The organism is Chloracidobacterium sp., assembly GCA_016720705.1.
In the GTDB taxonomy this organism is placed as follows: Bacteria; Acidobacteriota; Blastocatellia; order Pyrinomonadales; family Pyrinomonadaceae; genus OLB17.
The window spans coordinates 759,956-785,207 of the sequence record JADKKB010000005.1 but is presented as its reverse complement, the minus strand read 5'-3'; the positions used below and the strand labels follow the sequence as shown (position 1 = coordinate 785,207).

Sequence of the window (25,252 nt, the reverse complement as noted above, 5' to 3'; positions counted from 1 at the left end):
CACTTTAACCTATGCGAGTGATCTCGGGTATTTACGGCGGCCGCGTTCTAAAGAGCCCCACCGACAGCAAGACGCGGCCAACCTCCGACAGGCTTCGCGAAACTCTCTTTAACGTATTGGCTCCACGGATCGACGACGAAACTCGATTTTTGGATCTTTGTGCCGGAACGGGTGCGGTCGGGATCGAAGCTCTTTCGCGAGGTGCTGAGTTTGTAACGTTTGTTGATCGCTCGAAAAAGTCCTGTTCACTGATCGAAGAAAACCTCGACAAACTCGGTGTGCCGGAATCACAGACCGAGATCCTCGGCCTCGAAGCCGACAATTTTGCCGGCCGCGATCATCCGACCGGTTGGGATATCGCTTACTTTGATCCGCCGTATGAATCTGACTACGCGATCGTCATTTACGAATTCGGACATAATTCGACATTGCTCAACGAAGGCGGAATCGTGGTCGTCGAACATCATTCTAAAAAACACGTACCCGAAGAGGTCGGCAGCCTGCGTCGCTGGCGCCTGCTCAAACAAGGCGAGACGACCCTGAGTTTTTATACCCGCGACTAATGAAAACCGTTATAGTTTGGCTAATTCTGTGTCTGATATGGGGCACTACCTGGATTTTTATCAAGGTCGGCCTCGAAGACTTGCCGCCGATCGCATTCGCGGCATCGCGGTTTTTGCTGTCGGTGATCGTACTCTTTGCTGTGATCCGATTTCAAAAGATCATATTGCCGCGGACGTGGCGAGAGTGGCGTCTAATCGCTATCACCGGCTTGCTTCAGTTTTCGGTAAATTACAGTATGGTCTTTTGGGCGGAACAGCACATCACGTCCGGCTTGGCAGCCGTGCTGCAGGCGATGATCACTGTTTTCGGGCTGATACTGGCGTGGGTCTTTTTGCCGAACGAACGTATCACAAGGCTTAAGGTATTTGCGGTCATCGTCGGTATCGTCGGAGTCGGAGTCATCTTCTACGACCAACTCAAGGTGCAGAGCCTTCTAGCTTTTTTCGGATGTGTTGGCGTCGTCATCGGTTCGTACGCGGCGGCTCAGGCGTCGATCCTCGTCAAGGCCAAGGGCGGTGCCTTTCATCCGGCGTCATTGCTCTTTTGCCAGATGATCTGCGGTTTACCGGCGATCCTCATATACAGCCTTTTGGCCGAGGGCAACCCGCTGTCGTTTCATTGGACGTGGCGGGCGGTCGTGTGCGTGCTCTATCTCTCTCTGGTGGGGACAATTGCTGCATTTTGGCTATATTATTGGTTGCTCGGCAAGATCGAATCGACCAAAGCGATGATGATCTCGCTGGTCACGCCCTTGCTAGCCGTGGTGATCGGTTGGATCTTTCTTGACGAAGTGCTGCCGCCCCAGACCATCCTCGGCGGGATTCTGATCATAGGCAGCATCGGTCTGATCGTGTTTAAGAAAAAGTCTGTGCCACTTGCGGTCCAGCGTGAAGATCTTAAAACGGAAGTTAACGCTGATAAAGGCTGATGTGACAGAATAGTTGTAAATCACCGAACCGTCTTTGTTTAGTGGCGTCGATCTGCGATAAATACTTCTTATGTTCTTCAAATTTACAACTTCCGGCGAATCACACGGTAAGGCTCTGGTTGCGATAGTCGAGGGCGTCCCGGCGGGATTGCCGATCGATGTTGCCGCGATCGATCACGAGCTTTGGCGTCGGCAACAGGGTTACGGACGCGGCGGACGTATGAAGATCGAGACCGATAGCGTCGAGATACTGTCGGGCGTCCGTCACGGCAAATCGCTTGGGTCGCCGATCGCCCTGATGATCAAAAATGACGATTTCGTCCATTGGGAAGACGTAATGTCCGCCGAACCGCTTGATGAACAGCCCAAAAACCCTCGGATCGTGACGCGACCGCGTCCCGGCCACGCCGATCTGCCCGGCGGCCAAAAATATCAGACACGCGACCTCCGTGATATTTTGGAAAGGGCGTCGGCGCGTGAAACGGCGGCCCGCGTCGCTTGCGGTGCCATTGCCAAACAGCTGCTTGCGGCGTTTGGGGCGGAGGTCCGTAGCCACGTGATCAAGCTAGGCCACGTCCAGGTCGTCCCCCTTTGGCGTTCGTGGGATGAGATAGTCGCTATTCCGTCCGATTCCCCGCTAAACTGCGTTGACGATTTGAGCCAGAGCGAAATGATCAAGCTTATCGACGAAGCCAAAACAGTGGGCGACACGCTTGGCGGCATCGTTGAGGTCGTCGCCAAAGGGTTGCCGGTCGGCCTCGGTTCGCACACCGCTTGGAATGAGAAGTTGGACGGCCGCATCGCTCAGGCACTGATGTCCGTACACGCGATCAAGGCCGTTGAGATCGGCACCGGAGTCGCTAACGCCGGTAAGCTTGGCTCGGAGGTCCACGACGAGATATTCCATAACGCATCCGGGTTCACTCGCCCGACGAACCGTGCGGGCGGCCTCGAGGGCGGCATCACAAATGGCGAGGAACTCCGCGTTCGAAGCTATATGAAGCCGATATCGACACTTCGCAGAGCTCTCAGCTCGGTCGATATAGACACAAAGGCTACGAGCGACGCTGCCTTCGAACGCTCAGACATCACGGCAGTTCCGGCCGCCGGAGTCATCTCCGAAGCAATGCTAGCCGTCGTACTCGCAAACTCAATGAGAGAGAAATTTGGCGGCGACTCGCTTGCCGAAATGCGGAGAAATTTTGACAGCTACGCGGCATCGGTCGCCGATTATTGATATTTTTCCGTGGTGGGAACTTTTTCAGATCTATGGCATCTTAGTTAATGCTCGCCCAAACTTTTGATTATAGGAGTCCGAAAAATGAGAAAGCTAATTTTCCTGATCCTCGCTGTTTGTGTCCTGGCGATGGCCGTGACTGCACAAAAGCTGCCCAAACCGACGCTTTTGTCTGCGCCGCTGTCCGCTGAGGAAACCAAGATACTCAACGCCGGTATCGTTCACCACGACGCCAAACGGTACGATGACGCGATCGCCCAATACGATAAGATCCTTGCCGGCAATGCCGATGCGACTATCGCCCTGTATGAAAAGGCACTCAGTCAATACGCCAAAGGTGACCGCGAAAAGGCAATGGAAACCGCCTATGTCGGAGCCAAATATAAGTCCGACGAACTCGCGATGTTTTACTCGATAATGGCAAACTGCCTCGATGACGTCGGCAAGAGCGATGATGCCCTAAAGATTTACCGTGAGGCCGAAAGTATGTTCAAAGGCGACATCGGAATGGCCCGGCATCTCGCGAGCGTTTACTACAACATCGGCGTCACACTTGTTCGGCAAAAGAAATATGCGGAAGCCCGAGCTGAACTAAAGAAATCGGTCGAGACCAATTTTTCGTACGCGAGCCCGCACTATCTACTGTCGGTGGTCTATCAGGGGACAAAGTACAAGATCCCCTCGTTTGTTGCCGCAGCCCGATTCCTGACACTTGAATATAATTCCCAGCGTGCCAAAACGGCGGCCTCGATCCTCACCGATGTGCTGAAACCCGCGGGCAAGGACCCCAAAACCGGAAGCATTAATATATTTTTGGATCTGAACGCCCCGACGGACGAAGGCGATTTTGGGATGTACGATCTGCTTTTGGGAACATTGACCACTTTTAAGGACGAAAAGGACAAGAACAAGACCGAAAATCAGATCTTCGTGGATGCCGTCGGCACAGTCATCGGTCTTTTGTCCGAAGATAAAAAGCTCAAATCGACGTTTATCGGAAAGGAGTATGTTCCGTTTCTGACACAACTCAAAAAGAACGGGCACCTGGAATCATTTGGATATATGGTGTTGTACATCAGCGGCAAAGAGGACGCGATGAAGTGGCTTGACGCGAATAACGTGAAATTCGGAGCGTTTCTGGAGTGGGCTAAGGCGTATCAGCCTGCGAAATAGCGAGACGTGTCAGTACCACCTGCGGTAGCGGGTGGGGATGTGATTGTTTGCATATGTGGAACGACTCGAACCACCCGCTCGCTTTCTTGATCACATTCCGGTGTTATGGAACTTGGCTTCACGGCGACGAGCGCGGATCGATCGATCGGCGTAATAACATTTACGGCGATGCAAAGATTGCGGCGAACGATCATTGGAAAGTGATAAGTTCGAATAGAATGAAGCAGCGGCCCGTTCGGCTAGATGCGGCCAGTCGCGATGCTGTCGAACGGGCAGTTAGAGATACTTGCGAGCGGAGGAAATGGAAACTGTACGCCACTAACATCCGCACCAACCATATTCACGTAGTGACCACAACCGCCGGAAAACTGCCGTCGGTCGCTCTAAACGCATTTAAGGCAAATGCAACAAGATGCCTTAGGGAGTCCGGACTTTGGCTATCGGATAGAAGACCTTGGGCGGACAAAGGGAGTGAACGCTGGCTTTGGACCGACGACCATATTTTCAATGCCGTCGAGTATGTCCTTAAGGGTCAAGGAGATGAATTACCCAAATTTGATTAGATCTGCAAAGCTAAAACCCCACCCGCTACCGCAGGTGGTACGGACTCGTCGCTTGCAAGCCTCAGCAGAACTTCGCCCGCTACCGCAGGTGGTACTGACTCGTCGTGCTCTCGGTGTACTTGTAATTACTTTTCTGGTCGCTCTTCTCGTAACTTCTTGCTACACACCTGAGGATACCCCGGCGTCAAATATGGCCGCGGCCCGTGAGGCGAAAAAGGAACGCAAGGAGCTCCGCGATAATCTCCCTAAGATCGCTCCATTCTTTAAGACGATGGCAAAGCCGGAATCTTTCGATTGGCTAGCCTCGCACAACGAACCCGGCCAGACATTTGAGGAGTATCTGGATGCTGATCCGGTAAAACCGACTACGGAGCGACATACGATCTACGTTCTGCCGCTCGGCACTTTTACGCCGCAGCAGAAAAAGATCGTGGATATTTCTGCGGGATATATCGAGGCATTTTACGATCTGTCGGTGAAGATGCTGCCGTCGCACGCGATCAAACGGCCGCTTCGGATCAAGGACTCTCGACGAAATCCCTACACCAAAGTTGAGCAGATCCGATCCGGCTATATTCTCGACGACGTTCTGAAACCCATGCTACCCGCCGACGCGGCGGCACTGATTGCCTTTACGCCGGACGACCTCTTTCCGGATGCGTCGATGTCGTACGTTTTTGGCCAAGCAAGCCTGGAGAATCGCGTCGGTGTCTGGTCGCTCGCCCGTCTGGACGACAATGCCGACTTTGCCACTTTTCTACGCCGCACACTCAAGATCGCGGCACACGAAAGCGGACATATGTTTTCGATGCGGCACTGCACCAAGTACGAGTGCGTGATGAGCGGCACCAATCACCTCGGCGAAACAGACCGCCGCCCGATAGACGCTTGTCCGGAGTGCACCGCGAAGATCTGTTGGCTCTCAGACGCCGATCAGGCCGCCCGGTATGATAAATTAGTGGTTTTCTGCCTTAAAAACGGGCTTACAAAGGAAGCTGAAGATTTCAAACGCAAGGCCGATGCGGTCAGAAAGGCCTGACTGGCAAAAAGCTGCCGATCGTGTCCCGGCTACTTACCGATATCCCTGCGAAACTGCATTCCCTCAAATTTTATCTTCCCGGCGGCGGCGTAGGCTGAGGCTAGTGCCGACGTAAGATCGTCGCCGGTTGCCGTTACCCCAAGTACTCGCCCACCTGCGGTATAAAATTCGCCGATGGCCGAGGCCGACGTCCCTGCGTGAAATACCTCTACATTTTCCATCGCTGCTGCCTCGGCGACGCCGTAGATCAGATCGCCGGTTCGCGGTTTTGCCGGATAATTCTGGGCGGCGAGGATAATACAAGCCGAATTACCCTTGCGCCAAGAGATCTCCAGTTGGCCGAGCGTGCCATCGATCATCGCTTCGCATATATCGATCAGATCAGTTTCCAGCCGGATCAGGATCGACTGCGTTTCCGGATCACCAAAGCGCACATTGTATTCGAGCAGTTTCGGCCCGCCGTCGGTAAGCATTAGCCCGAGAAACAATATTCCGCGAAAGCGAAACCCTTCCGTCTGACAACCTCGCAGCGTCGGCCCAATGATCGAATCTGCGATCAAAGCCAATTGATCGGGGGTCAAGAGGGTTGCGTCGGTAAACGTGCCCATACCACCCGTATTTGGCCCTGTATCGCCTTCGCCGATTCGCTTATGGTCACGGGTCGGTGACATAAGGGCAAAGTCCTCGCCGTCCGCAAACATCAGCAGCGACACTTCCCTGCCGAACATACACTCTTCCAGCACGATCTTTTCGGCTGCGTGTGCTCCGACCAGATCAGCCATCTCATTTATGGCGGCGATTGCGACAGCCCGATTTTCGGCAACGACGACGCCCTTTCCGGCCGCAAGCCCGTCCGCCTTGACCACGACGGGGACATTTTCATCGCCGAACGCACCGCTTACAAGTTCCGATACCGCGGCCGCGGGTGATAATGCCGTCACGTATTTGGCCGTCGGAACCCCGTGCCTTGCCATAAAGTCCTTGGCAAAGGCTTTACTGGCTTCGAGACGGGCGGCGGCGGCGGTCGGGCCGACGATCCGAAATCCGTGTTTTTCAAATTCATCGACGATGCCCAACGCCAAAGGCGTTTCTCCGCCAACAAATGTCAGATCGATCGAGCGATCACGGGCAAAAGCCGTCAGAGCGGCAATATCGTCCGGCTTGATATCGACACACTCGGCAAGCTGTGCAATACCGGCGTTACCGTTTGCACAGTACAACTTGGTGATTTTCGTGCTTGTGCTGAATGCCCTGCAGATCGCGTGCTCGCGTCCGCCCGAACCGATCACTAAAACTCTCATAATTCGATACTACTTCACTCGCCCCGTATTACCATTTTGCTTGACACGATATTCGCTTGGTTGTAATGTCATTTCCATCAACCTTGAAAAACTCGCGCCAGCGTCAATTGGCAATATGGTCTCGCCGGCGCATTCAACTCGGCCGCTTTAGTTCAAAATAGCGGCAATGACGATAGTTGATCAGCGATTATGAACGACGCCGATCCGAAAATAGTTAGGGAGACCACTGAGTTCGACGATAAGCCGATACCTTGCGTCGACTGTCATAGGGAGTTTGTCTGGACGGCCGGCGAACAGCTATTTTATCGCGACAAATGCCTCCAGAATCCCCCGAAACGCTGCAAACCCTGTAAAAAGTTAAAGAATGCACGTCTGGCTGCGATCGAGAATGCTCAGGCGACCGGATACAAGCGCTACGTCGAGGTTGCCGCCGAATGTGCGTGTTGCTCGATCATAACGACGGTGCCGTTCTACCCGTCACAGGGTCGGCCGATCTATTGCCGTGCTTGCTTTCTTAACCAAACGGAATCGGGCAAAGGCTCCGGTGCCTGACCGCCTCTAACCGCCCACGTGCACGCTGGGGCGCATTTCCGGATCGGACTCAGCTTGCCTCAGGATCTCTCGTGTTACAGGTGCCGTATCGCCTTCGCCAAACAAAATATATCTGGCTAGGTACATTATCGGATTTCCCTCGCTCCATCCAAAGTACACGTGCGGTATCTTGCCTTTGGTGTCGCGGATGTACAGCAGAAAAGCAGCGATCGCATTCGGCACGGCAGGTGCCTGCGTACGCAGTACCTTGTAGCCCTCGATATCCACGCCGCGAATAAACAGCTTGCCCTTAAATTCGGACGAATCTCCGGGCTCGATCTCGTAAAACAGTACGGGATCAGACGACGGAATATGGTTATCGACGCGTTTTTCGTGCTCCTTAAATCGATATTCCGTCACGTCGCCGGTCTCACGCCGGTTCGTCACGATACGAAACTCGCCTTCCTCGTCGAGTTCGTCCAGAAATGCCTTGGCCGCGTCGTCCAGTTCGATCTTATCGATCCGTATCTCTGTAGAGCGCATCGCCCGTGAGATGAATGATGCCGCAATAATACCAAAAATGAACATCGAAGCGATCTTGATGCCGTCCGGCCGTTCGATTATGTTAGTTATCGTCGTATAAACGAACACAGCCGAGATCGCACCGAATCCCAACGTCCAACGGCTATGTCGCCGCCGTGCCGATAGTGTCACAGCTATCGCCGCTGAGGTCATTAGCACCAATACACCGGTTGCATACGCACCGCCCTGGGCATCGACGTTAGCTTCAAAAAACCACGTGACCGCAAAACAAATTCCGGTAAAAACAAGCACAAGCGGTCGTGTCGCCCTCGCCCATTCGGGTGCCATACCGTACCGCGGCAAATACCGAGGTACGATATTAAGCAGTCCGGCCATTGCCGAAGCACCGGCGAACCAGAGGATCAGGATCGTGCTGAGATCATAGAATGTGCCAAAAACATCGCCCATATAACGATGTGCGATATATGCGAGTGCTCGGCCGTTAGCTTCGCCCGCCGGTTTTACAAATCTCGATTCGACCTGCTCCGGACTGCAGGCACAGTGCAGCGGAACTCCGTGTTCACCTGCCGCAGCACCGCACGAAACTTTCGGGCAGAATTCATCTGCCGGGATCATCACGCTGGTGACGAAACTACTGGCGATCAACATTCCGCTCATTATTAACGCCGCCGTCATCAGCAGTTTGCGGGTATTGGCGATCCGGTTCGGGCTCTTGACGAGCGGCATAACCGCAACGCCGGTCTCAAACCCTGAGAGTCCGAGCGCAAGTTTGGGAAATACTAGGAGCGAAAGCCCAACGATCACAAAAATTCCGCTATAGCCACCGCTGGTCTTGGTAGCGAACAATGCCGTTTTCCAGTCCGTGATCATTTCGGGATGGTTGAATGCCTCGAACAGCCCGACACTGATCACGACCACGTTAAGCATCAGATAGACCGCGACCAGAAAAACCGCAATGCCGATCGCTTCTTTGAAACCCTTCAGGAATACCAATCCCAAGCCCAAAAGCAACGCCAACGTCACAATCACCGGGTGATCGAGGAACGGTACAGTCACTTTTACAAATGGATTTTCGAGAATGTGGGCCGTAGCGTCGGCGGCCGAAAGCGTGATGGTTATGACAAAATCTGTAGCGACAAAACCTAGTAGTACAAGGACGAATAGCTTGCCTTTCCAACGTGAAAGCAGGGCCTCGAGCATCGCGATCGAGCCTTCGCCCTTCGGACTCTCTTTGGCAACGCGGCTATAGATGGGCAATGCACCGAACAGCGTCAGAAGCACCAGTACGAGTGTGGCGACCGGCGATAGCACTCCGGCCGCTAGAAAGGCGATCCCGGGCTGATATCCGAGTGTCGAGAAATAGTCGACACCGGTAAGACACATCACCTTCCACCAGGAGTGCTGCTGATGCCGACCCTCAGGCTCCGATGGCCCCTCCATCTCAGCGACGCTACCGCTGTAGAGCCATTTCTTGAAACGCCCTTGAATTACTGTCTTCATAACCAAAATCAAAAATACCGCAGAGCCGTAACCGGCCGCGGCATATTTCGGGTAGAGTTTATAATCACCAATTGATCAAGTGAAACCCTTCTGTCACCTACTAGGCTGAACCAATGTATGATTCTACGCCGTTATACTAAGAGGTCAAGCGGTGAAACGCCTGATCGGTCGAAATAGAAGAGGGCGACGTCTCCCACACCGTCGCCCTCGCGCTACACGTCCTCACAGCGTGTAACATGTTCACCTTTTGGGGGGTGAACAACCCTGATTATGCACAATCAATATCAAAAAGCAAACAATCTGTACCTGACGCCTCGTAAAAAATGTACCGAATAACTCTGCTCTATCGCCCATTCCCGGCAGTGACCGTCATTGCGCCTACAAGAGCATCGATCGCTCCTGTTCGGTCAGCAGCAAAGATCGAATAGTTTCCCATCGGAGCGGCCTCATTGACGGTGATATCAAAGCTGATCGCCGTGATCCCATCGCCATATTCCAGATCGCGAATGGTCGAGCGGTCTATGGAAAAGTACGGCGAAGTGGCAAAAACATTCAGGCCGTCTGCCTTGAGCTTATATCCACCCATAATCACATTGTACGTTTGCCCCGGCGTCATTCTCAGGGCAGAATCGCTGAGCAATCCGTTCAGCCCGAGTGCAACGATCGAAAATCCGCGATTCTGGCGCTTGGTCCGTTTGGAGATGGATGCTTCGACCGTACCGAATTTGATCTCGCCGATCGAGTTGATCGAGTACTCGGTCGTTCGCCCTGACGGCCGTGCAAATATCGAGACAGTTTCCGCGTCGATCCCGCCCAGTTTGAACGTGCCGTCCGGCACGGCTGTCGTTTCAGCAACGACCCGCCCGTCCCCGGCCTCCGCCCATATTTCAGTCCCTGGCACGCCCTTCGGCGTCGCCGACAGCCTGCCGCTGACCGTACCGCAGCAGGTGCTGCTGTCCGCTTGCGAATACAGTTCACGCAGATTCGCCGCGTCAACCTCAGCGATCTCTCTAACCAAAATGCCGGGGATGCCGAGCGAACCGTTCCTTGCCGTCGTGGGGTACATTATCGACCCAACGACGTTAGAATGGCGCAGGCCGAGCAGATGGCCGACCTCGTGTGTGACGGTCGATTCGAGGTCAAATGCCCCGTACGTTCCATCGGTCGAGAACTGTTGTGTCGGATTGAGTACGATGTCGGCTTCGGTGATAGAACCTTTTCGGTTGTAAAATATGCGTGTTTTCGCAGCAGCATCAAGGTCATTCCGGCCGAAAATAAGCATATTTTCGGCATTCGGAGCAACAGTGATCAGATTCACACCATCACCCGCAAAACCCGGCCCACTTGAGCTCTCTCCGTCGGTCAGCACGATGTCAAACTTGATGCCCGAACGGCTTTCCCACACCCGAATACCGCGTTCCACGGCGTCAAGGGCGTCGGCACCGTTGATATTGGCAGCCGAGACGAGTGACCGCGAGATCGCGATCCGGATCGTTTCCGTGTTCCAACGTAATTTCTTTTGCGGTATCGTTCCCAACGGTTCGCCGAACGCAGTCTGGGCGACTACGAGTACGGCAAAGCCGATTACAAGATATTTGCGAAAGATAGCCATCCTTAAGATCGTGGCCCGAAAACTATTCGCCCTGATCGAAACCTATGTTTTCGAGATCCGCAAAGGCCACAACAAGCAATAGAGCAGTAAGTGAAAACGTCGCGAGTACATAGAGCACTGAGATCTGCTCAAAATAGATGAGCACGCCGACCACAATGCCGACCAATACTGCCCAAAGAAGAGCCAACTTTCGCCGGCTGATTTTTTGTTCTTTTTTTGCCATAACGCTTAAGTATATGATTGTCACACTCCGTTGACAACCAAAATCGTAAGTATAGTTGAATTTACAAGCTTTTGGCTATTCGACGATCCTGAGCGGCAGGGTCAGCAGAGCCTTCGTCTGTGTTCCTGTCAGAACGGGCGGATAACTGCGCTTTCCGCTCCCTTTTTGGCCGACTTCCACAATATCGAGTGGCCGCAATTCGATATCAGGCGATGTTCCCGCCGCGATCTTGTCGATATCGACGTCGATCGAACGCGTTTCGCCACCGTCGCGCCGAAATATGACGATGTTTTGCGTGTCAGCTTCTTTCGCCAGTCCGCCGGCGGCGGCGATCGCCCTCGTCACGGTCATTATTGTCCGGGCACCGATGTTTCGCGGATTATTGACACCGCCGATCACGTAGATCGGAGTCGTGCCAAGCACCGTGATCAGATCACCACTGTTAACGATCGGATTGGCTGCCGATTTTCCACTTAAAAGATCTGCAATTGTGATGACCTCGACCACACCCGCGTTGCCCGTAGGTGCCTTCGACCCGACACAGCTTAGATTTGGCGGGCGAAATAAACGTATCTCACCACCGGCGTCGTCAGTAATTCCACCGGCCAGCACGATCAGCTCTAAAAGCCTTGCGGGGCGCCGCATCTGAAATCGCTGCGGCAATTTAATCGCTCCATCGATAGTGGCGACCGCTCGATTCGACCGATCGATCACGCGTACGATCACCACCGGATCACGCAGCAAACGCTTATATACTTTTACCACGTCGGCCGCTATGTCCGACTCGCTCCGGCAGAGTCCGTAAACCGGATCACCGTATGTATTTAGTCCGTCAAGAAATCCTTCGGGATTTAGTCGCCCCCGCCAGTCAAATTCGAAACCGCCTTCGACGTCGAGGTCGATCAGATCGCCGTAATGGACCAGTTCAGGCGTCGGCGTCGGCGTCGGCGACAATTGTGCCCGCGAGACGGTGGCCATTGATGCAAAGGTCAGCCCCAAGCCGACAACGGCGATTATCCGGCTCAAATGCTTCAGATTGACTCGGGATCTCATTCGCGACTCAGTGTTAAATGGTACTAGACTTTAGTCACGCTGTGGGGTTGTGCGTTTTGTTGGCTTCTTTCTCGTCGGGCGTGCGCTGACCGTACCGGGCACGGCAAAGCCGAAAAACTCCCAGTTACAGCCGTCGCACAAAAGGTTGTAACGAAAGATGCATTTTGACAGGAACGGCGTGGGACGGTATCCGCGCCTGATCCGATCGCTATGACATTTGGGGCATCGTTGGGAAATCATCTTTTAATCGGATTGTAGTATTTATCGTCAACTACTCAGGAGACCATCTTACGGTCTTTCGAGCGTGACTTCAATCTTGCTCAAGCTGTCGGAGTCGTTCGATCGCCGTATTTATATGATCTGCCGCGATGTCGCGGTCTTCGTTACTGATATTATCGCGGCCCAGATAGAACAAAGCGTCGCGGTAATGACTGCGGGCTTCTTTATAATCGCCTTTGAAAGCCGCACGCTCAGCGCGTTCGACCCAGTGGGCCACTTTGATCGAAGCGACCAGTTCAACGATGACTTCGCGCGACTCGATCAACGCAGGTTCCGCCGGGTAAAAGCTCATCGCCGAGTCGATCACGTTCATCGCCGCCTGAGCGGATTCAACCTTTTCCGAAAACTTGGCACGGCTTTTCGCGTCCTGCGTCAATTCCCTCGCCTCTATCTCCGCCCATTGCAGGACGTGATAACGATGAAATTCGCGAACTCTGTCGCGGCTTTTACGCAGCGGTACAAGCCGAGGCGAACCCGTACCGATCAACGAGAGTTCGCGTTTGTTTCGGGCCAGATAGTCGCCGCACAACTCAAATACTTCGCGATGCGTGGCCGAAAATTTACCAAGCGTTCTGGCAGCACTCGATTTTTTGGCAATATCGGAAAGGATCGCTTCGTTCTGGCCAAGCGTTAGTTTTTCTGAATCTCGATCGTTGCCGAGTCGCGAATAAACTTCTCTGAGTTCTCGGTCAAAATTTCGCTGAGCAGTGACGTAACGGTTTCGGGCTCGCCTCATCACCCATTCTCTGAGAATGACCGCACCGAACAGCACCGCACTTGCTCCGATCCCGGCCGATATCCAGGGCGTTTCATCGCCGCCGTCGTGCAGAATTCCCCATACCAGAAAGAAGAATGCGATCACCACGGCCATCGTCAAAGCATAGTAGTTCGAAGCCGGCAGCCACATCGGGCGACGCGTCGGCGACATTTCAACCGCACCACTTTGTCGAATTTTCGAGATAGGCTTATTCCCTTTCAAAACCGCACCGATAGGACCGTTTGACCGACAATTTACGTCCTCTAATAGTGAATTCTTTGTTAAATATTGTCAATTCCGAAGCAATAACGCTATTTCTGCAGGTGTGGGAATTCGGGCCCGATGCATTTTGCTATAATCACGTAATGGCAAAACGGGAAAAAAAGAAAAAAAGCGAAACCGCGGTCTTTGACTCGATCAGAAAGCCGGTTGCCCCACCGTCACAGAAACTCGGAAAAGAAAAACCGGAGATCAAGATCCATCCCGCCGAACGAAAAGTTAAATACAAGCGCCCCGTTGAAACGGAAGATTAACGATCACAATGAGCTTTTTTAATAGACGCAAGCAGCAAAATAAGTCCACGAACGTGTGGGCCCGCCAGGGAATGCTCGTCACATTTCGTGCCGAGATAATGCCGGGGAAATTACGTGAGGAACGCACTTTCCGTATCGAGAGCGTTATGCCGAATGGCCGCGTTATTCTCGAAAATTTCCTTGGCGAACATCGCGAGGGAGCATTCGAAGCGATCAACTTTTTGCGGGATAAGGCGAACGAGCCTCAGAATTGATAAATGCGTCGAGGCTCAGCAACGATCACATCGTCGATACCGAGGGCATTCAGTTCGCTGACCACCTGTTCGTGAAACATCGGTTTGATATTGACCACATAGATCGGCACGCCGCGACGCTTGAATTTCGTAAGTTCCCGTGCGAGGCCCGACGGCGTCAAATGATGCGAAACGCCTGCCAGATCAACTAACTCATCCGGAAACGCACACTCGACAAATACTGCGGCTAGTGAGTCCTCGACTGAGAGCTTTGCCCAAACATCATCAGTCTGCGCCGTATCGCCCGTGATGCCGATCGAAACAGTTCCGTCGGAAACGATAAATCCCATACTTTCCGGTATGTGATTTACCGCGATCGGCATTATCGACAGGTGTGCAGTGTCAAACCCGACTCCATTCTCAAACGGCACGTACGCCATCACCGGTCCGTATTTATTGGTCAATTCGGAGAACCGCGGGTATATCGTCCAATTGAAGACGTGTTCCTCGAGGGCGGCGATCATCTCACTCGATGCGTGTATGCGGACGGGTTCCGTCAATGTTGAGTACAGATCGTCAATGAATGGCGGCAAACCGGCGATATGATCTAAGTGAACGTGGGAAATGACTACATCGCGAATTTGCGAACGCTGAAGATCGCTGCAGGCATACGCGAGGCATCCGGCATCGATGGCCACCCGGTCGTCGATCACGAGACACGATGAATGCTGCCGCTTGGCGGCAGTACCGTCCGCTTCAAATGTGCTTGGCAACGATTGGATCTTCATTGATCAAATCCGAAATTGAATATTAGTCGTCAACGGGCACAGGTTTGTCCGCGGCCGCCGTCGATCTCATACGTCGCACCGGTGATCCAACCGGCCTTGTCCGAAGCCAGAAATGCGATCAACTCAGCAACTTCCTCGGGCTTGCCGGGGCGGCCGATCGGATGCGTTTCCTTAGCGTGAGCCAGAAATGCCTTATAGCTTTCCTCATCCATCCCGCCCCGCAGGTGGAGGTTGGTAATTACGACGCCCGGATTTACCGCATTGACCCGAACGCCCTTTGGAGCCAGTTCGAGGGCGGTGCAGCGTGTCAATTGGTCGATCGCCGCCTTTGATACGCAGTAAGCCAAAATACCCGGAAAGGAGCGCGTACCGGCGACACTCGATACGTTGACAATATTTCCCTTTGTCGCCTCGAGATGCGGCAGGCATTTCTGAATAAGATTAAACACGGAGCGGACGTTGAGATTCATCATTTTGTCCCAATCGTCCATCGTTGTATTTTCGATACTTCCGGTTTTGATCACACCGGCCGAATTTACGAGTATGTCGATCTGACCGAAATTCTGCACCGTCTCCGACACCATTCGTTCAATCTGCGAAAACTCATTCACGTCCGCGAGGTGTATCTTGACACTGCCCTTTTTTGCCTTGAGCCCTTCGCTCAGGGCCAGCAGTTCCTTTTCATTTCGGCCGACGGCCACGACCGTCGCTCCGTTCTTTGCCAACAGACTAGCCGTTGCCTTTCCGATACCGCTGCTTGCTCCGGTCACTACCGCAACTTTTCCCTGCATATATATATTTTTAATCTGCTACTATTTGATCTGTCTCCGTAGAATAACAGCGACTCTCACACCGCCGCAAATCGAATAGCATCGGAACCGGTCGGCAAACGCGCAAAAGAAAACAGCCGACCTCGTCGACTGTAAGTAAAACCTATGTAAATTGTCGCTATTGATAGCAGTGAAGGCGGCGCTTTCGCGTCATTGGTCTGTTTATATTTCGTTCGACTGGGCCTGTGCCGCGAACAAGTGTTCGAGGGCAGCCTTGGTCTCTTCGCTCTTGCGCGATTTGAATTCCGTAACCCAATCCGTCACATTTGACACCATTTCGCGTGCCGCGATTCGTGCGGCCTTTGCTCCTGCTATCTTCGGTTCAGCCGCTGCAACTGATGCCTTCTTTACGATCTTTATCTTTGATTTGCCGTTCATTTCGTGTCTCCTCCTTGTTAGGTTATCGTGCGGTTTTACCCAATGTATGGTTTCGCATTTCGCTTCGCTAATAATTCAGTGGCAAATTTGATGCCACAACTATTGACGATGGTTTCGATCGTTTTTGCCTAATGGACTAAAAACCATTCGGTTTCTCGGAATTTTTTGCACAATGCGAAAATTTCCGATCGATTTTTGCGATTTGCCAACGATTGGAATACGCCGACGAATAAAAGGTTGTTCCAAAAACTTTCGTAAATGATTGATTTAGTTGAAATTTAATACTTTTGTAACATCATTTGTCAACACATCTGTGTGTGGAACGCAATTTGCCATACTTTTAAGTGAATGAACCTATCCGAAACATTGGTTATTTATCTCGCCTGCGGGGCACCATTTGGTGTCGAGTACCTCCAAAGACCTACCGACCGCTCATTTGTGTTCGTCGCATTCGGCGTTTTTCTCCGTTTTATTCTGTGGCCCGTCGCGGCAGTTCGGATGCTATACCGTTTGCTCGTTCATTCCTCAGAATTGCTTTTGGAACTGCCCGATGCGGGTGAACAGAGGTTAGCGTTGATCCGCTCGAAGTTTGAGGCCATCATTCATTCCGAGCAGGGTTCGCCAAGGGTTTTTGAGTTTCGCGATACATTTATGCGCTACACCGGACTTGCTCGCTCAGATTCGCGTACCGCCGGCAATGGCATCGCCGAGATCTTTGAGGCGACGGATCACAATGATGTTACGCTTGCGAGTGCCTGCCTCAACCGTAAAAATACGGCCAGGCTTGACCGGCACCGCGAGCAGTCGAGACGCGAGTTTTTGCAATTGATCTCAAATATCTCGACTAACGGTGACTCGCTTAGCCAAATTTTGCAGCTTTCAATGAAAACTGCCGACGAAGTGGGCGATCGCGAACTTGCCGAAAGACTTAGGCTTTCCTACGGCATCGCCGCGGAATATGATTCGACCGGGTTCAGATCTGACCCAACAGGTGAATTATGGAGCACGGGACCACAACACCACTCGATAGCAAACTGAAAACGGCCCTTTTGGACAATACGGGCGACACCGCCCAAACTGAGCGCCGTCTCGCCGCCCTGATCGCCGCCAACGCCGAGACTGACCGGCGAAACAAACTCTATCCGACATTGGCCGTCGAGGCCGAGGTTGTGGCGATGCGTCGGCCGTTAACGCCCGAGGACGCTTTTGCGTACTTCGGACTGATGATCGGCCTGCTCGTTCCGGCGTCGATGTTCATCGCATTCGCACTCGCCTCCTCGGGATATACAGAATGGATCGTATATACGCTGACAACGCTGACGACGATCACGACAACTGTCGCGGGATATTTATTCGGGAAGGTTGTCGGCCGATCGGTCGATAAGATCGCTTCGCGTCCTGGCCATATACGATTTATGCTACTGCTGCTGATCGGTGCACTATGGGGCATCGCCGCCGGTGCGATGGGCGGAGTATTCATCTTTATCATCGGGGCGTTTTTCGGTGCAGTACTCGGCGGTATTGTCGGATCGATCGCGTTGCCGGCCTTCGCCCTGCCGTACTATGCCGTCCGAAAGGGCGATATGATCGACACCCGCCATTTTCTCCCGCTCGCGTTCGGAGTGACGTTGGCCATCTGCTCGCTGGTCTTCGGCGCATTCTTCCGCTAGTTGACGGGCTGGATTTTGCATTCGTTCTCCGACGATTTACTATCTAGCCAATGCTGGTGCTGCTCCACCTATTTGCGCTTTTTCTGCTCGTCACGCTGGGGTTTTATGTATTCGTGGCAAATCCGCGAAACCGAGCTCACCAGACATTTGCCGCATTCATCGCCTTTCTCGCCTGTTGGATCACAAAGGACCTGATCTTTTGGAATTTTTATCCCGTCGATCAAGCGTCGGGCTGGTGGGTTGCGGCAAGTTTTGTCATCGCACTGTTGATGCAATTTGCGATGGTGGTGTTCGCTTGGGTCTTTCCTGAGAATGCTCGTACGCCGCGGCAGCGTGCCGCTGTTTTGTTCGCACCGTCGTTATTTCTCGTACCTGCGGCGGCTTTTGGGTTGCTCTGGCATCGGGCCGGATTTGAAGACGGCCGTTTTGTCATCGATCTTTCGCCGCTCGCGTATGCCTTTGTCATTTATGTCTATGTTGTCTATTTTTACGGAGCGGCGGTACTGTTTGGCAAATACCGTCGATACCGCGGCACGCAGGCCGGACAGCAGGTCGGGGCGATCATTTGGGGCCTCGCCATCACGGGCGTACTCAAGACCGTCGCCAACATCATTCTTCCCTACTTTGGTTACTACGGCCTTCTGCCGCTAAGTGCACTTTTTGTATTGCCCGGTGTAGTGATCTACGCTTACGCGATCCTAAATTTCAGACTATTCTCGCTACAGTCCGCGTTGACGCAATTTCGCCTCTTTCCGATCACATACAAAGTAGCATTGATCATTGCATCGGTCGCGATCATCAGCTTTTTGCTTTTCCAGATACCGATCGCTTGGTGGGCGTTTCGGAACGGGATGGATTACGAGGCGTGGCGGCGTTACTTGGTCTTCAGCGTGATCTCGGCTCTGGTGCCTAATCTGTTGCTCGTGCTCTTGATCCTACGGACGATCTCGCGGCCGCTTCAGCGGATCACACTCGCGGCGGTCGAGGTGGCCAAGGGCAGTTACGGCACCGAGGTCGATATGCGGCCGACAAATGACGAGATCGGATTGCTTGCGGATTCCTTCAATGAAATGAGCCGCAAGATGGCGGCTGACATCGACCAACTCCAGCATCTAAATGCCCATTTGATCCGCACGGAAAAGCTCGCATCGATGGGAACGCTCTCCGCGGGCGTCGCGCACGAGGTGAACAATCCGCTTGCTTCCATCTCGTCACTCATCCAGATGCTGCAGGCAAAGGGTGATCTGCCCGGCGATGCCCGCGAAAAACTCGATCTGATCGCCGCTCAGGTCAAGCGGATCTCGCAGGTCACGGGCGACCTGACCAATTTTGCACGCGCTCGTCCTGCGGCACGTTCGGCGGTTGACGTCGGTAAGGTGGTTGCCGCCGCATTGCGGCTTGCGAGTTTTGACGATTCGTTCAAAAAACTCGTCGTCCACGCCGATTTAGGCGAAAGTTTGCCGGTGATCCACGCCGATGCGGACCAGATCCAGCAGGTCGCACTCAATCTGGTCTTAAATTCCCGCGATGCGATGCCCAATGGAGGCGATCTCGCCGTCCGCGTCTACGCAAATAGCGCCGACGTCGTCATCTCGATCGCCGATACGGGCAAAGGCATTGATGCCGATACCGCCGAGCATATTTTCGACCCGTTTTATACCACAAAGCCCGCCGGAAAAGGCACGGGCCTCGGCCTCGCCGTCTGCTACGGCATCATCACTGCCCACGGCGGTAGCATCGAGGTCGCCCAAAACTCCCCGACCGGAACGATATTTACCGTTAGCATTCCAATCTCTGGCGAAATCTAGCTTTTTCACGGTACAAATGTTGACAGTGCCGTAAATAAATTGCACCTTATCAATACAAACCGCTCTAATTTCAAATAAAAAGGGGATCGTTAAATGAAGAAGCTATTTCTCAGCATCATCGCCGTCGGCCTGTTTGCCGTTGCCGCCGATGCTCAGCAAAGACCGATCGCGTATATAAACGCGAAGATCATCCCGATCGTCGGCGAACCGATCGAACAAGGCGTCTTGCTCGTCCAAAACGGCAAGATCGTCGCTGTCGGTGATGCCGCGACGGTCAAGTTACCGCCTGACGCGATCATCGTGGACGCTAAGGGTAAGGTCATTATGCCGGGCCTTGTCGATTCACACAGCCACGTGGGCGAGGGCTCCGGAGCCGATGGCTCGAGTCCGATCCAGCCCGACGTCAGGCTGCTTGACGGCCTCAATGTTCGCTCATCGAGCCTACAAAGGGCTCAGAGTGGCGGCCTAACGACCGTCAATGTAATGCCCGGTTCAGGTCACCTCGACAGTGGTCAGACGCTCTACATCAAGCTCCGTGACGACGCTGTTAAGGTCGACGATATTTTGATCTACGACGCCGCGGGCAAGATTATGGGCGGCATCAAGTTTGCCAACGGAACCAATCCGATCCGTCCCGGCGGCGGCACTTTTCCCGGCACACGGGCAAAATCCGCGGCGCTTGTCCGCGACCAGTTCATCAAGGCTCAGGATTACCGCGATAAGATAAAAAAAGCCGGCACCGACGCCACCAAACTGCCCGCACGCGACCTTGCGATGGAGGCCCTCGTCGAGGCACTGGACGGCAAACGGATGGTCCACTTTCACACGCACCGTGCGGACGACATTATGACGGCTATCCGTCTGCAAAAGGAATTTGGCTTCCGCCTCGTTCTTCAGCACGTGTCCGAGGCGTGGAAGGTCGCCGACGAGATCGCCAAAGCAAAGGTTCCGGCGTCAATAATCTTCATCGATTCGCCCGGCGGTAAACTCGAGACGATGGATGTTTACGCTATCAATGCTGCGGCCCTCGAAAAAGCGGGTGTGCTGACCGGTTTTCACACCGACGACGGCATCACCGATTCGCGTTGGTTCCTGCGCTCGGCCGGGATGGCCGTTCGTGCCGGAATGTCGCGTGAAAAGGCACTCTATGCTCTGACGATGGCAAACGCGATAATGCTCGACCTAGACAAACGCATCGGTTCGCTCGAAAAGGGCAAAGATGCAGATTTCATAGTGCTTTCGGGTGACCCTCTGAGCATCTACTCGCACGTTCTTGAGACTTGGGTCGAGGGCAAAAAGGTCTTTGACCGATCGGATCCGGCCGATTATCTCATCCAGGTCGGCGGCAATGGAGCCACGACCGATCGTACAATGCACACCGATTGCTTCGACGGAGATATTGGAGGTGAGAATTAAATGAATTTCAAACTAAACGTAAAAAGTAGAAGTGTAAATGTAATGAAATATCTCCTCACTCTGTGCTCTCTGTGCACTCTGTGGTTAATTCTCGCGGTCGCTGCCGCCGCCCAGATCGCCGTCAAGGGAGAAACGGTCTGGACTATGGCCGGCGAACCGATAACCAATGGCGTAGTGCTGATCAATAACGGCAAGATCGAGGCCGTCGGGTCAGCCGACTCCGTCACGATACCGGCGAATTACCGCATAATTACCGCCAAGGTCGTCACCCCGGGCTTGATCGACGCTCACACGGTCATCGGGCTCAATGGATATCTCAATCAACCCCACGATCAGATGGCTCTGGACGGTAGCGGCCCGATCCAACCCGAATTGCGTGCGACCGACGCCTATAATCCTAACGAAAGGCTCATCGAATGGGTCCGCGAGTTTGGCGTCACGACCATTCATACGGGCCATCAGCCATCGGCACTTATGCCCGGCCAGACGATGATCGCCAAAACCTGGGGCAACACGGTCGATGAAGCCGTGATCGTCCCGACGGCGACCATCGTCGTAACGCTCGGCACCAGCGGACTCGCCGGTGCGGGTAAATCGCCCGGAACGCGAGCTAAGGCCATCGCAATGCTTCGTGCAGAATTGATCAAGGCTCAGGAAGCTGCCAAAAAGCCCGACGCTCCGCGTGACGTCCGTTCGGTCGCAATGGCATCGGTCATCAAGGGCGAAGTGCCGCTGCTGATCAACGCGAATAAGGCTCAGGACATCATCAGTGCCCTTCGCATCGCCAAGGAGTTCGGCGTCCGCATCATCCTCGACGGTGCTGCCGACGCTCAACTTGTAATGTCGGACATTAAGGCCGCGGGCGTCAGCGTCATAGTCCATCCGACGATGGCACGGGCGGGTGGCGACACCGAGGGCATGTCGATGGAGACTGCCGCCAAGCTCAAGGCCGCCGGCATTCCGGTCGCTCTGCAGAGTGGTTATGAGGGCTATGTGCCGAAGACGCGCGTTGTACTATACGAAGCCGGAATGGCGGCCCAAAACGGACTTTCGCGGTCCGACGCTCTCGCTCTGATCACGATCGACGCCGCCAAACTGCTCGGGCTCGACAAACGCATCGGATCGCTCGCAGTGGGCAAGGATGCCGACATCGCTCTCTACGACGGCGACCCGCTCGAGTGGACGACGCACTGCGTCGGCACGATCATAAACGGCCAACTCCGCAGCACCACCAAGCGGTAGCCCGCTCGGTCATTGCCGATGTCATTGGCAGAAACCCGCACGGTAGTAAGGGTGTTTCTGACGCGATCGAACGGAACGACGGCTTGAACACAGCACTTCCTACCGTGCGGGTTTCAGCATTTGGTCGCGTCCCCAACGGGGACAACGTTAATAGCCCAGAGTAAGGGCAATGCCGGCCATCCTAAGTATCGGTTCGAGATCGATCTGATCGTGTCGGGCGTTAAGTCGTAGATTCGATAGGCGGCGATCTTCGGTGTCTGCTATCGTTTTGGACGCAAACGTGTGCTAATCTCGTTTCGAGTTTCAGACAACGATATCAACGAGTAAAACTGAATTATGATCGCGACATTGATTTTGCCGTTCTTACTCTTTTTTCAAGCGACGCCGTCCGCTGCAGCCGTCACAGCCAAGCCGCAGGAAACGCCGCAGGCCGTCAAACAGCCCGTCGCGGAAGAAGCTCCGACCGTCACCAGACACTCGGTCCGCATCGGAGCCAAGCAGCTTAATTACACCGTTACCACCGGATTTATGCCGCTCAAAAATGCCGTCTCCGGTGACACCGAGGCACGCATTTTCTATATGGCGTACACGCTCGACAACGCGCCCGAGCGGCGGCCGCTGATGTTTTCATTCAATGGCGGGCCCGGTTCGGCCAGCGTCTGGCTGCATCTCGGGGCTCTCGGCCCGCGTCGCGTCAAGATGCTCGACAGCGGAATGTTGCCGCCGCCGCCTTACGAATTAGAAGACAATCAGCAGACGTGGCTGACAGAGACCGACCTGGTCTTTATCGATCCGGTCGGCACGGGCTACTCGCGTGCGGTCAAGCCTGAACTGGCAAGTAAGTATTTCGGCGTCGAAGGTGATATTGCTTCGATCGGCGAATTTATCCGTCTCTATTTGGTTCGCAGCGAACGTTGGTTGTCGCCGCTATTCCTGGTCGGCGAATCATACGGCACGACGCGAGCCTCGGGACTTTCCAATTATCTTTTTGATAAAGGGATCGCACTCAACGGCATTCTTTTGATCTCGACGGTTATGAATTTTCAGACACTCAGGTTTGCTGAAAATAACGATCTTCCGCTCGTCCTGATGTTGCCCTCGTACACCGCGACCGCCTGGTATCACAAGCGCCTGTCGGCGACGATGCAGGCCAGATCGATCGAGCAGGTAACCCAAGAATCGAGGCAGTTTGCCGCTAACGAGTTTATGCCCGCAATGATGCGGATCGACACGCTCCCGGACGCGGAACGCGGCGAGCTTGCCGACAAATTCAGCTCCCTTACCGGCCTCAGTCGCGACTTTATCGAACGCGCAAATTTCCGCGTCGATCTTGACAGATTTCAAAAGGAATTGCTTCGCAGCGAACGCCGCACCACCGGGCGACTCGACAGCCGATTTAAGGGCATCGACCGCGATGCTGCCGGCGAATCGCCGGACTCAGACCCGAGTATGAACGCGATCCGCCCGCCGTACACCGCCGCATTTAACGCATACGTCCGCGGCGAACTCGGATTTAAGACCGACACCGAGTACTACATTCTCGGAGGCGGCGTTTCGAGCCCGTGGAATTGGAATGTCGCCAATGGATACGCCGACACCAGCATCCGTATGAAGGACGCGATGGCCAAGAACCCGTATATGAAGATATTTATGGCTCAGGGTTACTACGATATGGCGACGCCATTTTATGCTGCCGAATATACCGTATCAGCGATGAATCTCGACCCGACGCTTCGAACAAATATTTCATTTGCCTATTACGAAGCGGGACATATGATGTACATCGAGAAAAAGTCGCTGGCCAAGCTAACCGCCGATGCCACGGCATTTATCAATAGCTCGACACACAGATCTATACCGAAATCTTACGGCAACCCTCCAGCTTCATTTTGGAATAAAAAGCCCTCTAATAAATGAATTGGGCCGGATCGATGATCAAACATATGAAATCAATTATTCGCTACGCGGCGATCGCCGCAGTTGTATTAGGTATTGGCATTTCGGCTGTTTTCGCCCAAAGGGCGAAGCCGAAGGCCCCCGTTTCGAAGACACCGGATTATAGGATCGCAACGCTCAAGGTTATGAGCTATAGTTCAACGACCGGCAAGTTAGATGACGTCATTCCGGATGACGCCGAACCGAAAAGCTTCTTTAACGACCTCGACACCTCACTATTTGTTTGGGTATTTGTTCAGGGTGAAAAGGGTTCGTTTGAAGCCGGACGAATGGCAAATGTCGTAGTTACCGCAGGGAGAAAAGTGGTTGCGAGCCGAAATGTCCAGATCGGGATCCCGAATGATGACGGCCTGTACATAGTGCCGGTATTTGTTTACGGCCCGTTGTGTAGCGACGTCAAGATCACAGCCAAACTCACGGGTCAGAAAACCGCATCGCTAACGACGGCCAAAGTTCCCTTTCTCTGCGGCGAATAGTGTTGAGCTATTTCTAGTCGCGAGCAGGCGCTAAGTGACGAGTGCATTATTCACGTGCTCGTCCGAACTTGTTTGCGGCTAATGTCGTGCTTCGCCCGCGATCAGATCGATCGCGTGTACGAGCACCGGGCGGATCACTTCGAAACATTCCGCTACGCCCTTTGGCGATCCCGGCAGATTCACGATCAGAGCCTTTCCGCGAATACCGCACACGCCGCGGGACAACATCGCCATCGGATGCTTTGACGCACTTTCTCGCCGCATCGCCTCGGCCATTCCGGGTGCCTCACGCTGGATCACCGCGAGTGTCGCCTCCGGCGTGTTGTCTCTCGGTGCGAATCCGGTGCCGCCGGTCGTGATGATCAGATTAACATCGCCGCCATCAGCCAGGGCGACCAATGTCTCCCGCAATTGTTCGGGTTCATCCTTTACGATCACACGCTCAAAGATCTCCGCCCCGGCCGCCTTGAGTAATTCAACAAGCCTGTCACCGGATAGATCATCATCACCCGTCCGCGTATCACTAACCGTCACAACCGCTGCATTTATCGAAGTCATATAATTTGCCGTTAGCCTCAGCATTTCGCTTGATCTCTGTGCCCTCTGTGTTCTCTGTGGT

26 protein-coding genes are annotated in these 25,252 nt (G+C 53.8%); 16 read left to right on the top strand and 10 right to left on the bottom strand.

Annotated elements, in window-relative coordinates; translation table 11 throughout:
* Positions 1–11: 11 nt before the first annotated feature.
* The 6 genes from rsmD to IPQ00_06830 all read left to right on the top strand — a co-directional run bounded on the left by rsmD (position 12) and on the right by IPQ00_06830 (position 5,504).
* On the top strand, positions 12–563 hold the full coding sequence (rsmD, locus tag IPQ00_06855) for a 16S rRNA (guanine(966)-N(2))-methyltransferase RsmD (GenBank protein ID MBL0240278.1): 552 nt from the start codon (positions 12–14) through the stop codon (positions 561–563).
* Positions 563–1,492, top strand: a complete 930-nt coding sequence (locus IPQ00_06850) for an EamA family transporter (GenBank protein MBL0240277.1) — start codon at positions 563–565, stop codon at positions 1,490–1,492. Before rsmD ends, IPQ00_06850 begins: the two co-directional genes overlap by 1 nt.
* 70 nt (positions 1,493–1,562) lie before the next feature.
* A complete protein-coding gene (gene aroC / locus IPQ00_06845) occupies positions 1,563–2,729 on the top strand; it encodes a chorismate synthase (protein ID MBL0240276.1) in 1,167 nt (388 codons plus the stop codon).
* Between the two features lie 84 nt (positions 2,730–2,813).
* A complete protein-coding gene (locus IPQ00_06840) occupies positions 2,814–3,902 on the top strand; it encodes a tetratricopeptide repeat protein (protein MBL0240275.1) in 1,089 nt (362 codons plus the stop codon).
* A gap of 53 nt (positions 3,903–3,955) precedes the next feature.
* The gene (locus IPQ00_06835) at positions 3,956–4,465 is read left to right on the top strand and encodes a transposase (GenBank protein MBL0240274.1); all 510 of its coding nucleotides are present in this window, start codon (positions 3,956–3,958) and stop codon (positions 4,463–4,465) included.
* Positions 4,443–5,504, top strand: coding sequence for a hypothetical protein (locus tag IPQ00_06830; GenBank protein MBL0240273.1), 1,062 nt, complete (start codon positions 4,443–4,445; stop codon positions 5,502–5,504). Before IPQ00_06835 ends, IPQ00_06830 begins: the two co-directional genes overlap by 23 nt.
* A 29-nt stretch (positions 5,505–5,533) precedes the next feature.
* On the opposite strand, the gene purD is transcribed toward IPQ00_06830, so the two are convergent.
* On the bottom strand, positions 5,534–6,805 hold the full coding sequence (gene purD, locus IPQ00_06825; protein ID MBL0240272.1) for a phosphoribosylamine--glycine ligase: 1,272 nt from the start codon (positions 6,803–6,805) through the stop codon (positions 5,534–5,536).
* A 189-nt stretch (positions 6,806–6,994) separates the two neighbouring features.
* On the opposite strand from purD, the gene IPQ00_06820 reads away from it, so the two are divergent.
* On the top strand, positions 6,995–7,357 hold the full coding sequence (locus tag IPQ00_06820) for a zinc-ribbon domain containing protein (GenBank protein MBL0240271.1): 363 nt from the start codon (positions 6,995–6,997) through the stop codon (positions 7,355–7,357).
* Positions 7,358–7,363: 6 nt separating this feature from the next.
* Here IPQ00_06820 and IPQ00_06815 read toward each other — a convergent pair whose 3' ends face one another.
* From IPQ00_06815 to IPQ00_06795, 5 genes are all read right to left on the bottom strand, one after another.
* A complete protein-coding gene (locus IPQ00_06815) occupies positions 7,364–9,379 on the bottom strand; it encodes an amino acid transporter (GenBank protein MBL0240270.1) in 2,016 nt (671 codons plus the stop codon).
* A 343-nt stretch (positions 9,380–9,722) separates the two neighbouring features.
* Positions 9,723–10,991: a matrixin family metalloprotease gene (locus tag IPQ00_06810; protein ID MBL0240269.1), complete on the bottom strand. Its 1,269-nt coding sequence runs from the start codon at positions 10,989–10,991 to the stop codon at positions 9,723–9,725.
* Positions 10,992–11,013: 22 nt separating this feature from the next.
* On the bottom strand, positions 11,014–11,214 hold the full coding sequence (locus IPQ00_06805) for a hypothetical protein (protein ID MBL0240268.1): 201 nt from the start codon (positions 11,212–11,214) through the stop codon (positions 11,014–11,016).
* A 75-nt stretch (positions 11,215–11,289) separates the two neighbouring features.
* Positions 11,290–12,267 carry an SLBB domain-containing protein gene (locus IPQ00_06800; protein MBL0240267.1) on the bottom strand — a complete coding sequence of 326 codons (978 nt, stop codon included), beginning with the start codon at positions 12,265–12,267 and terminating at the stop codon, positions 11,290–11,292.
* A gap of 310 nt (positions 12,268–12,577) precedes the next feature.
* On the bottom strand, positions 12,578–13,525 hold the full coding sequence (locus IPQ00_06795; GenBank protein ID MBL0240266.1) for a hypothetical protein: 948 nt from the start codon (positions 13,523–13,525) through the stop codon (positions 12,578–12,580).
* Positions 13,526–13,668: 143 nt separating this feature from the next.
* Between IPQ00_06795 and IPQ00_06790 the strand changes: the two genes are divergently transcribed.
* Both IPQ00_06790 and IPQ00_06785 read left to right on the top strand, forming a co-directional pair.
* Positions 13,669–13,836, top strand: coding sequence for a hypothetical protein (locus IPQ00_06790; GenBank protein ID MBL0240265.1), 168 nt, complete (start codon positions 13,669–13,671; stop codon positions 13,834–13,836).
* 8 nt (positions 13,837–13,844) lie between these two features.
* Positions 13,845–14,090: a hypothetical protein gene (locus tag IPQ00_06785; protein MBL0240264.1), complete on the top strand. Its 246-nt coding sequence runs from the start codon at positions 13,845–13,847 to the stop codon at positions 14,088–14,090.
* Here the strand turns inward: IPQ00_06785 and IPQ00_06780 are convergent.
* The 3 genes from IPQ00_06780 to IPQ00_06770 all read right to left on the bottom strand — a co-directional run bounded on the left by IPQ00_06780 (position 14,081) and on the right by IPQ00_06770 (position 16,065).
* Positions 14,081–14,857: a 3',5'-cyclic-nucleotide phosphodiesterase gene (locus IPQ00_06780; GenBank protein MBL0240263.1), complete on the bottom strand. Its 777-nt coding sequence runs from the start codon at positions 14,855–14,857 to the stop codon at positions 14,081–14,083. The two genes, IPQ00_06785 and IPQ00_06780, sit on opposite strands and share 10 nt — an antisense overlap.
* Positions 14,858–14,886: 29 nt before the next feature.
* Positions 14,887–15,648, bottom strand: coding sequence for an SDR family oxidoreductase (locus IPQ00_06775; protein ID MBL0240262.1), 762 nt, complete (start codon positions 15,646–15,648; stop codon positions 14,887–14,889).
* 201 nt (positions 15,649–15,849) lie between these two features.
* Positions 15,850–16,065, bottom strand: a complete 216-nt coding sequence (locus IPQ00_06770; protein MBL0240261.1) for a hypothetical protein — start codon at positions 16,063–16,065, stop codon at positions 15,850–15,852.
* Positions 16,066–16,413: 348 nt separating this feature from the next.
* On the opposite strand from IPQ00_06770, the gene IPQ00_06765 reads away from it, so the two are divergent.
* The 7 genes from IPQ00_06765 (at position 16,414) to IPQ00_06735 (ending at position 24,633) form a co-directional block, all read left to right on the top strand.
* Positions 16,414–17,103, top strand: a complete 690-nt coding sequence (locus IPQ00_06765; protein ID MBL0240260.1) for a hypothetical protein — start codon at positions 16,414–16,416, stop codon at positions 17,101–17,103.
* A complete protein-coding gene (locus IPQ00_06760; protein ID MBL0240259.1) occupies positions 17,064–17,735 on the top strand; it encodes a hypothetical protein in 672 nt (223 codons plus the stop codon). Before IPQ00_06765 ends, IPQ00_06760 begins: the two co-directional genes overlap by 40 nt.
* A 50-nt stretch (positions 17,736–17,785) precedes the next feature.
* Positions 17,786–19,543, top strand: a complete 1,758-nt coding sequence (locus tag IPQ00_06755) for a HAMP domain-containing protein (protein MBL0240258.1) — start codon at positions 17,786–17,788, stop codon at positions 19,541–19,543.
* Positions 19,544–19,636: 93 nt separating this feature from the next.
* Positions 19,637–20,959, top strand: a complete 1,323-nt coding sequence (locus tag IPQ00_06750; protein MBL0240257.1) for an amidohydrolase family protein — start codon at positions 19,637–19,639, stop codon at positions 20,957–20,959.
* A 42-nt stretch (positions 20,960–21,001) separates the two neighbouring features.
* Positions 21,002–22,201, top strand: coding sequence for an amidohydrolase family protein (locus tag IPQ00_06745; GenBank protein MBL0240256.1), 1,200 nt, complete (start codon positions 21,002–21,004; stop codon positions 22,199–22,201).
* A 336-nt stretch (positions 22,202–22,537) separates the two neighbouring features.
* Entirely contained in the window at positions 22,538–24,118 is a 1,581-nt protein-coding gene (locus IPQ00_06740) for a peptidase S10 (GenBank protein ID MBL0240255.1), read from the top strand.
* Positions 24,119–24,144: 26 nt separating this feature from the next.
* Positions 24,145–24,633 carry a hypothetical protein gene (locus IPQ00_06735; GenBank protein MBL0240254.1) on the top strand — a complete coding sequence of 163 codons (489 nt, stop codon included), beginning with the start codon at positions 24,145–24,147 and terminating at the stop codon, positions 24,631–24,633.
* A 78-nt stretch (positions 24,634–24,711) separates the two neighbouring features.
* Here the strand turns inward: IPQ00_06735 and IPQ00_06730 are convergent, their stop codons facing one another.
* On the bottom strand, positions 24,712–25,191 hold the full coding sequence (locus IPQ00_06730; protein ID MBL0240253.1) for a MogA/MoaB family molybdenum cofactor biosynthesis protein: 480 nt from the start codon (positions 25,189–25,191) through the stop codon (positions 24,712–24,714).
* Positions 25,192–25,252: the final 61 nt, after the last annotated feature.

Bases quoted from the DNA above. Each gene is read 5' to 3' on its own strand.
- rsmD (MBL0240278.1), top strand. From the start codon at position 12: ATGCGAGTGATCTCGGGTATTTACGGCGGCCGCGTTCTAAAGAGCCCC.
- IPQ00_06850 (MBL0240277.1), top strand. From the start codon at position 563: ATGAAAACCGTTATAGTTTGGCTAATTCTGTGTCTGATATGGGGCACT.
- aroC (MBL0240276.1), top strand. From the start codon at position 1,563: ATGTTCTTCAAATTTACAACTTCCGGCGAATCACACGGTAAGGCTCTG.
- IPQ00_06840 (MBL0240275.1), top strand. From the start codon at position 2,814: ATGAGAAAGCTAATTTTCCTGATCCTCGCTGTTTGTGTCCTGGCGATG.
- IPQ00_06835 (MBL0240274.1), top strand. From the start codon at position 3,956: ATGTGGAACGACTCGAACCACCCGCTCGCTTTCTTGATCACATTCCGG.
- IPQ00_06830 (MBL0240273.1), top strand. From the start codon at position 4,443: ATGAATTACCCAAATTTGATTAGATCTGCAAAGCTAAAACCCCACCCG.
- purD (MBL0240272.1), bottom strand. From the start codon at position 6,805: ATGAGAGTTTTAGTGATCGGTTCGGGCGGACGCGAGCACGCGATCTGC.
- IPQ00_06820 (MBL0240271.1), top strand. From the start codon at position 6,995: ATGAACGACGCCGATCCGAAAATAGTTAGGGAGACCACTGAGTTCGAC.
- IPQ00_06815 (MBL0240270.1), bottom strand. From the start codon at position 9,379: ATGAAGACAGTAATTCAAGGGCGTTTCAAGAAATGGCTCTACAGCGGT.
- IPQ00_06810 (MBL0240269.1), bottom strand. From the start codon at position 10,991: ATGGCTATCTTTCGCAAATATCTTGTAATCGGCTTTGCCGTACTCGTA.
- IPQ00_06805 (MBL0240268.1), bottom strand. From the start codon at position 11,214: ATGGCAAAAAAAGAACAAAAAATCAGCCGGCGAAAGTTGGCTCTTCTT.
- IPQ00_06800 (MBL0240267.1), bottom strand. From the start codon at position 12,267: ATGAGATCCCGAGTCAATCTGAAGCATTTGAGCCGGATAATCGCCGTT.
- IPQ00_06790 (MBL0240265.1), top strand. From the start codon at position 13,669: ATGGCAAAACGGGAAAAAAAGAAAAAAAGCGAAACCGCGGTCTTTGAC.
- IPQ00_06785 (MBL0240264.1), top strand. From the start codon at position 13,845: ATGAGCTTTTTTAATAGACGCAAGCAGCAAAATAAGTCCACGAACGTG.
- IPQ00_06780 (MBL0240263.1), bottom strand. From the start codon at position 14,857: ATGAAGATCCAATCGTTGCCAAGCACATTTGAAGCGGACGGTACTGCC.
- IPQ00_06775 (MBL0240262.1), bottom strand. From the start codon at position 15,648: ATGCAGGGAAAAGTTGCGGTAGTGACCGGAGCAAGCAGCGGTATCGGA.
- IPQ00_06770 (MBL0240261.1), bottom strand. From the start codon at position 16,065: ATGAACGGCAAATCAAAGATAAAGATCGTAAAGAAGGCATCAGTTGCA.
- IPQ00_06765 (MBL0240260.1), top strand. From the start codon at position 16,414: ATGAACCTATCCGAAACATTGGTTATTTATCTCGCCTGCGGGGCACCA.
- IPQ00_06760 (MBL0240259.1), top strand. From the start codon at position 17,064: ATGGAGCACGGGACCACAACACCACTCGATAGCAAACTGAAAACGGCC.
- IPQ00_06755 (MBL0240258.1), top strand. From the start codon at position 17,786: ATGCTGGTGCTGCTCCACCTATTTGCGCTTTTTCTGCTCGTCACGCTG.
- IPQ00_06750 (MBL0240257.1), top strand. From the start codon at position 19,637: ATGAAGAAGCTATTTCTCAGCATCATCGCCGTCGGCCTGTTTGCCGTT.
- IPQ00_06745 (MBL0240256.1), top strand. From the start codon at position 21,002: ATGAAATATCTCCTCACTCTGTGCTCTCTGTGCACTCTGTGGTTAATT.
- IPQ00_06740 (MBL0240255.1), top strand. From the start codon at position 22,538: ATGATCGCGACATTGATTTTGCCGTTCTTACTCTTTTTTCAAGCGACG.
- IPQ00_06735 (MBL0240254.1), top strand. From the start codon at position 24,145: ATGAAATCAATTATTCGCTACGCGGCGATCGCCGCAGTTGTATTAGGT.
- IPQ00_06730 (MBL0240253.1), bottom strand. From the start codon at position 25,191: ATGACTTCGATAAATGCAGCGGTTGTGACGGTTAGTGATACGCGGACG.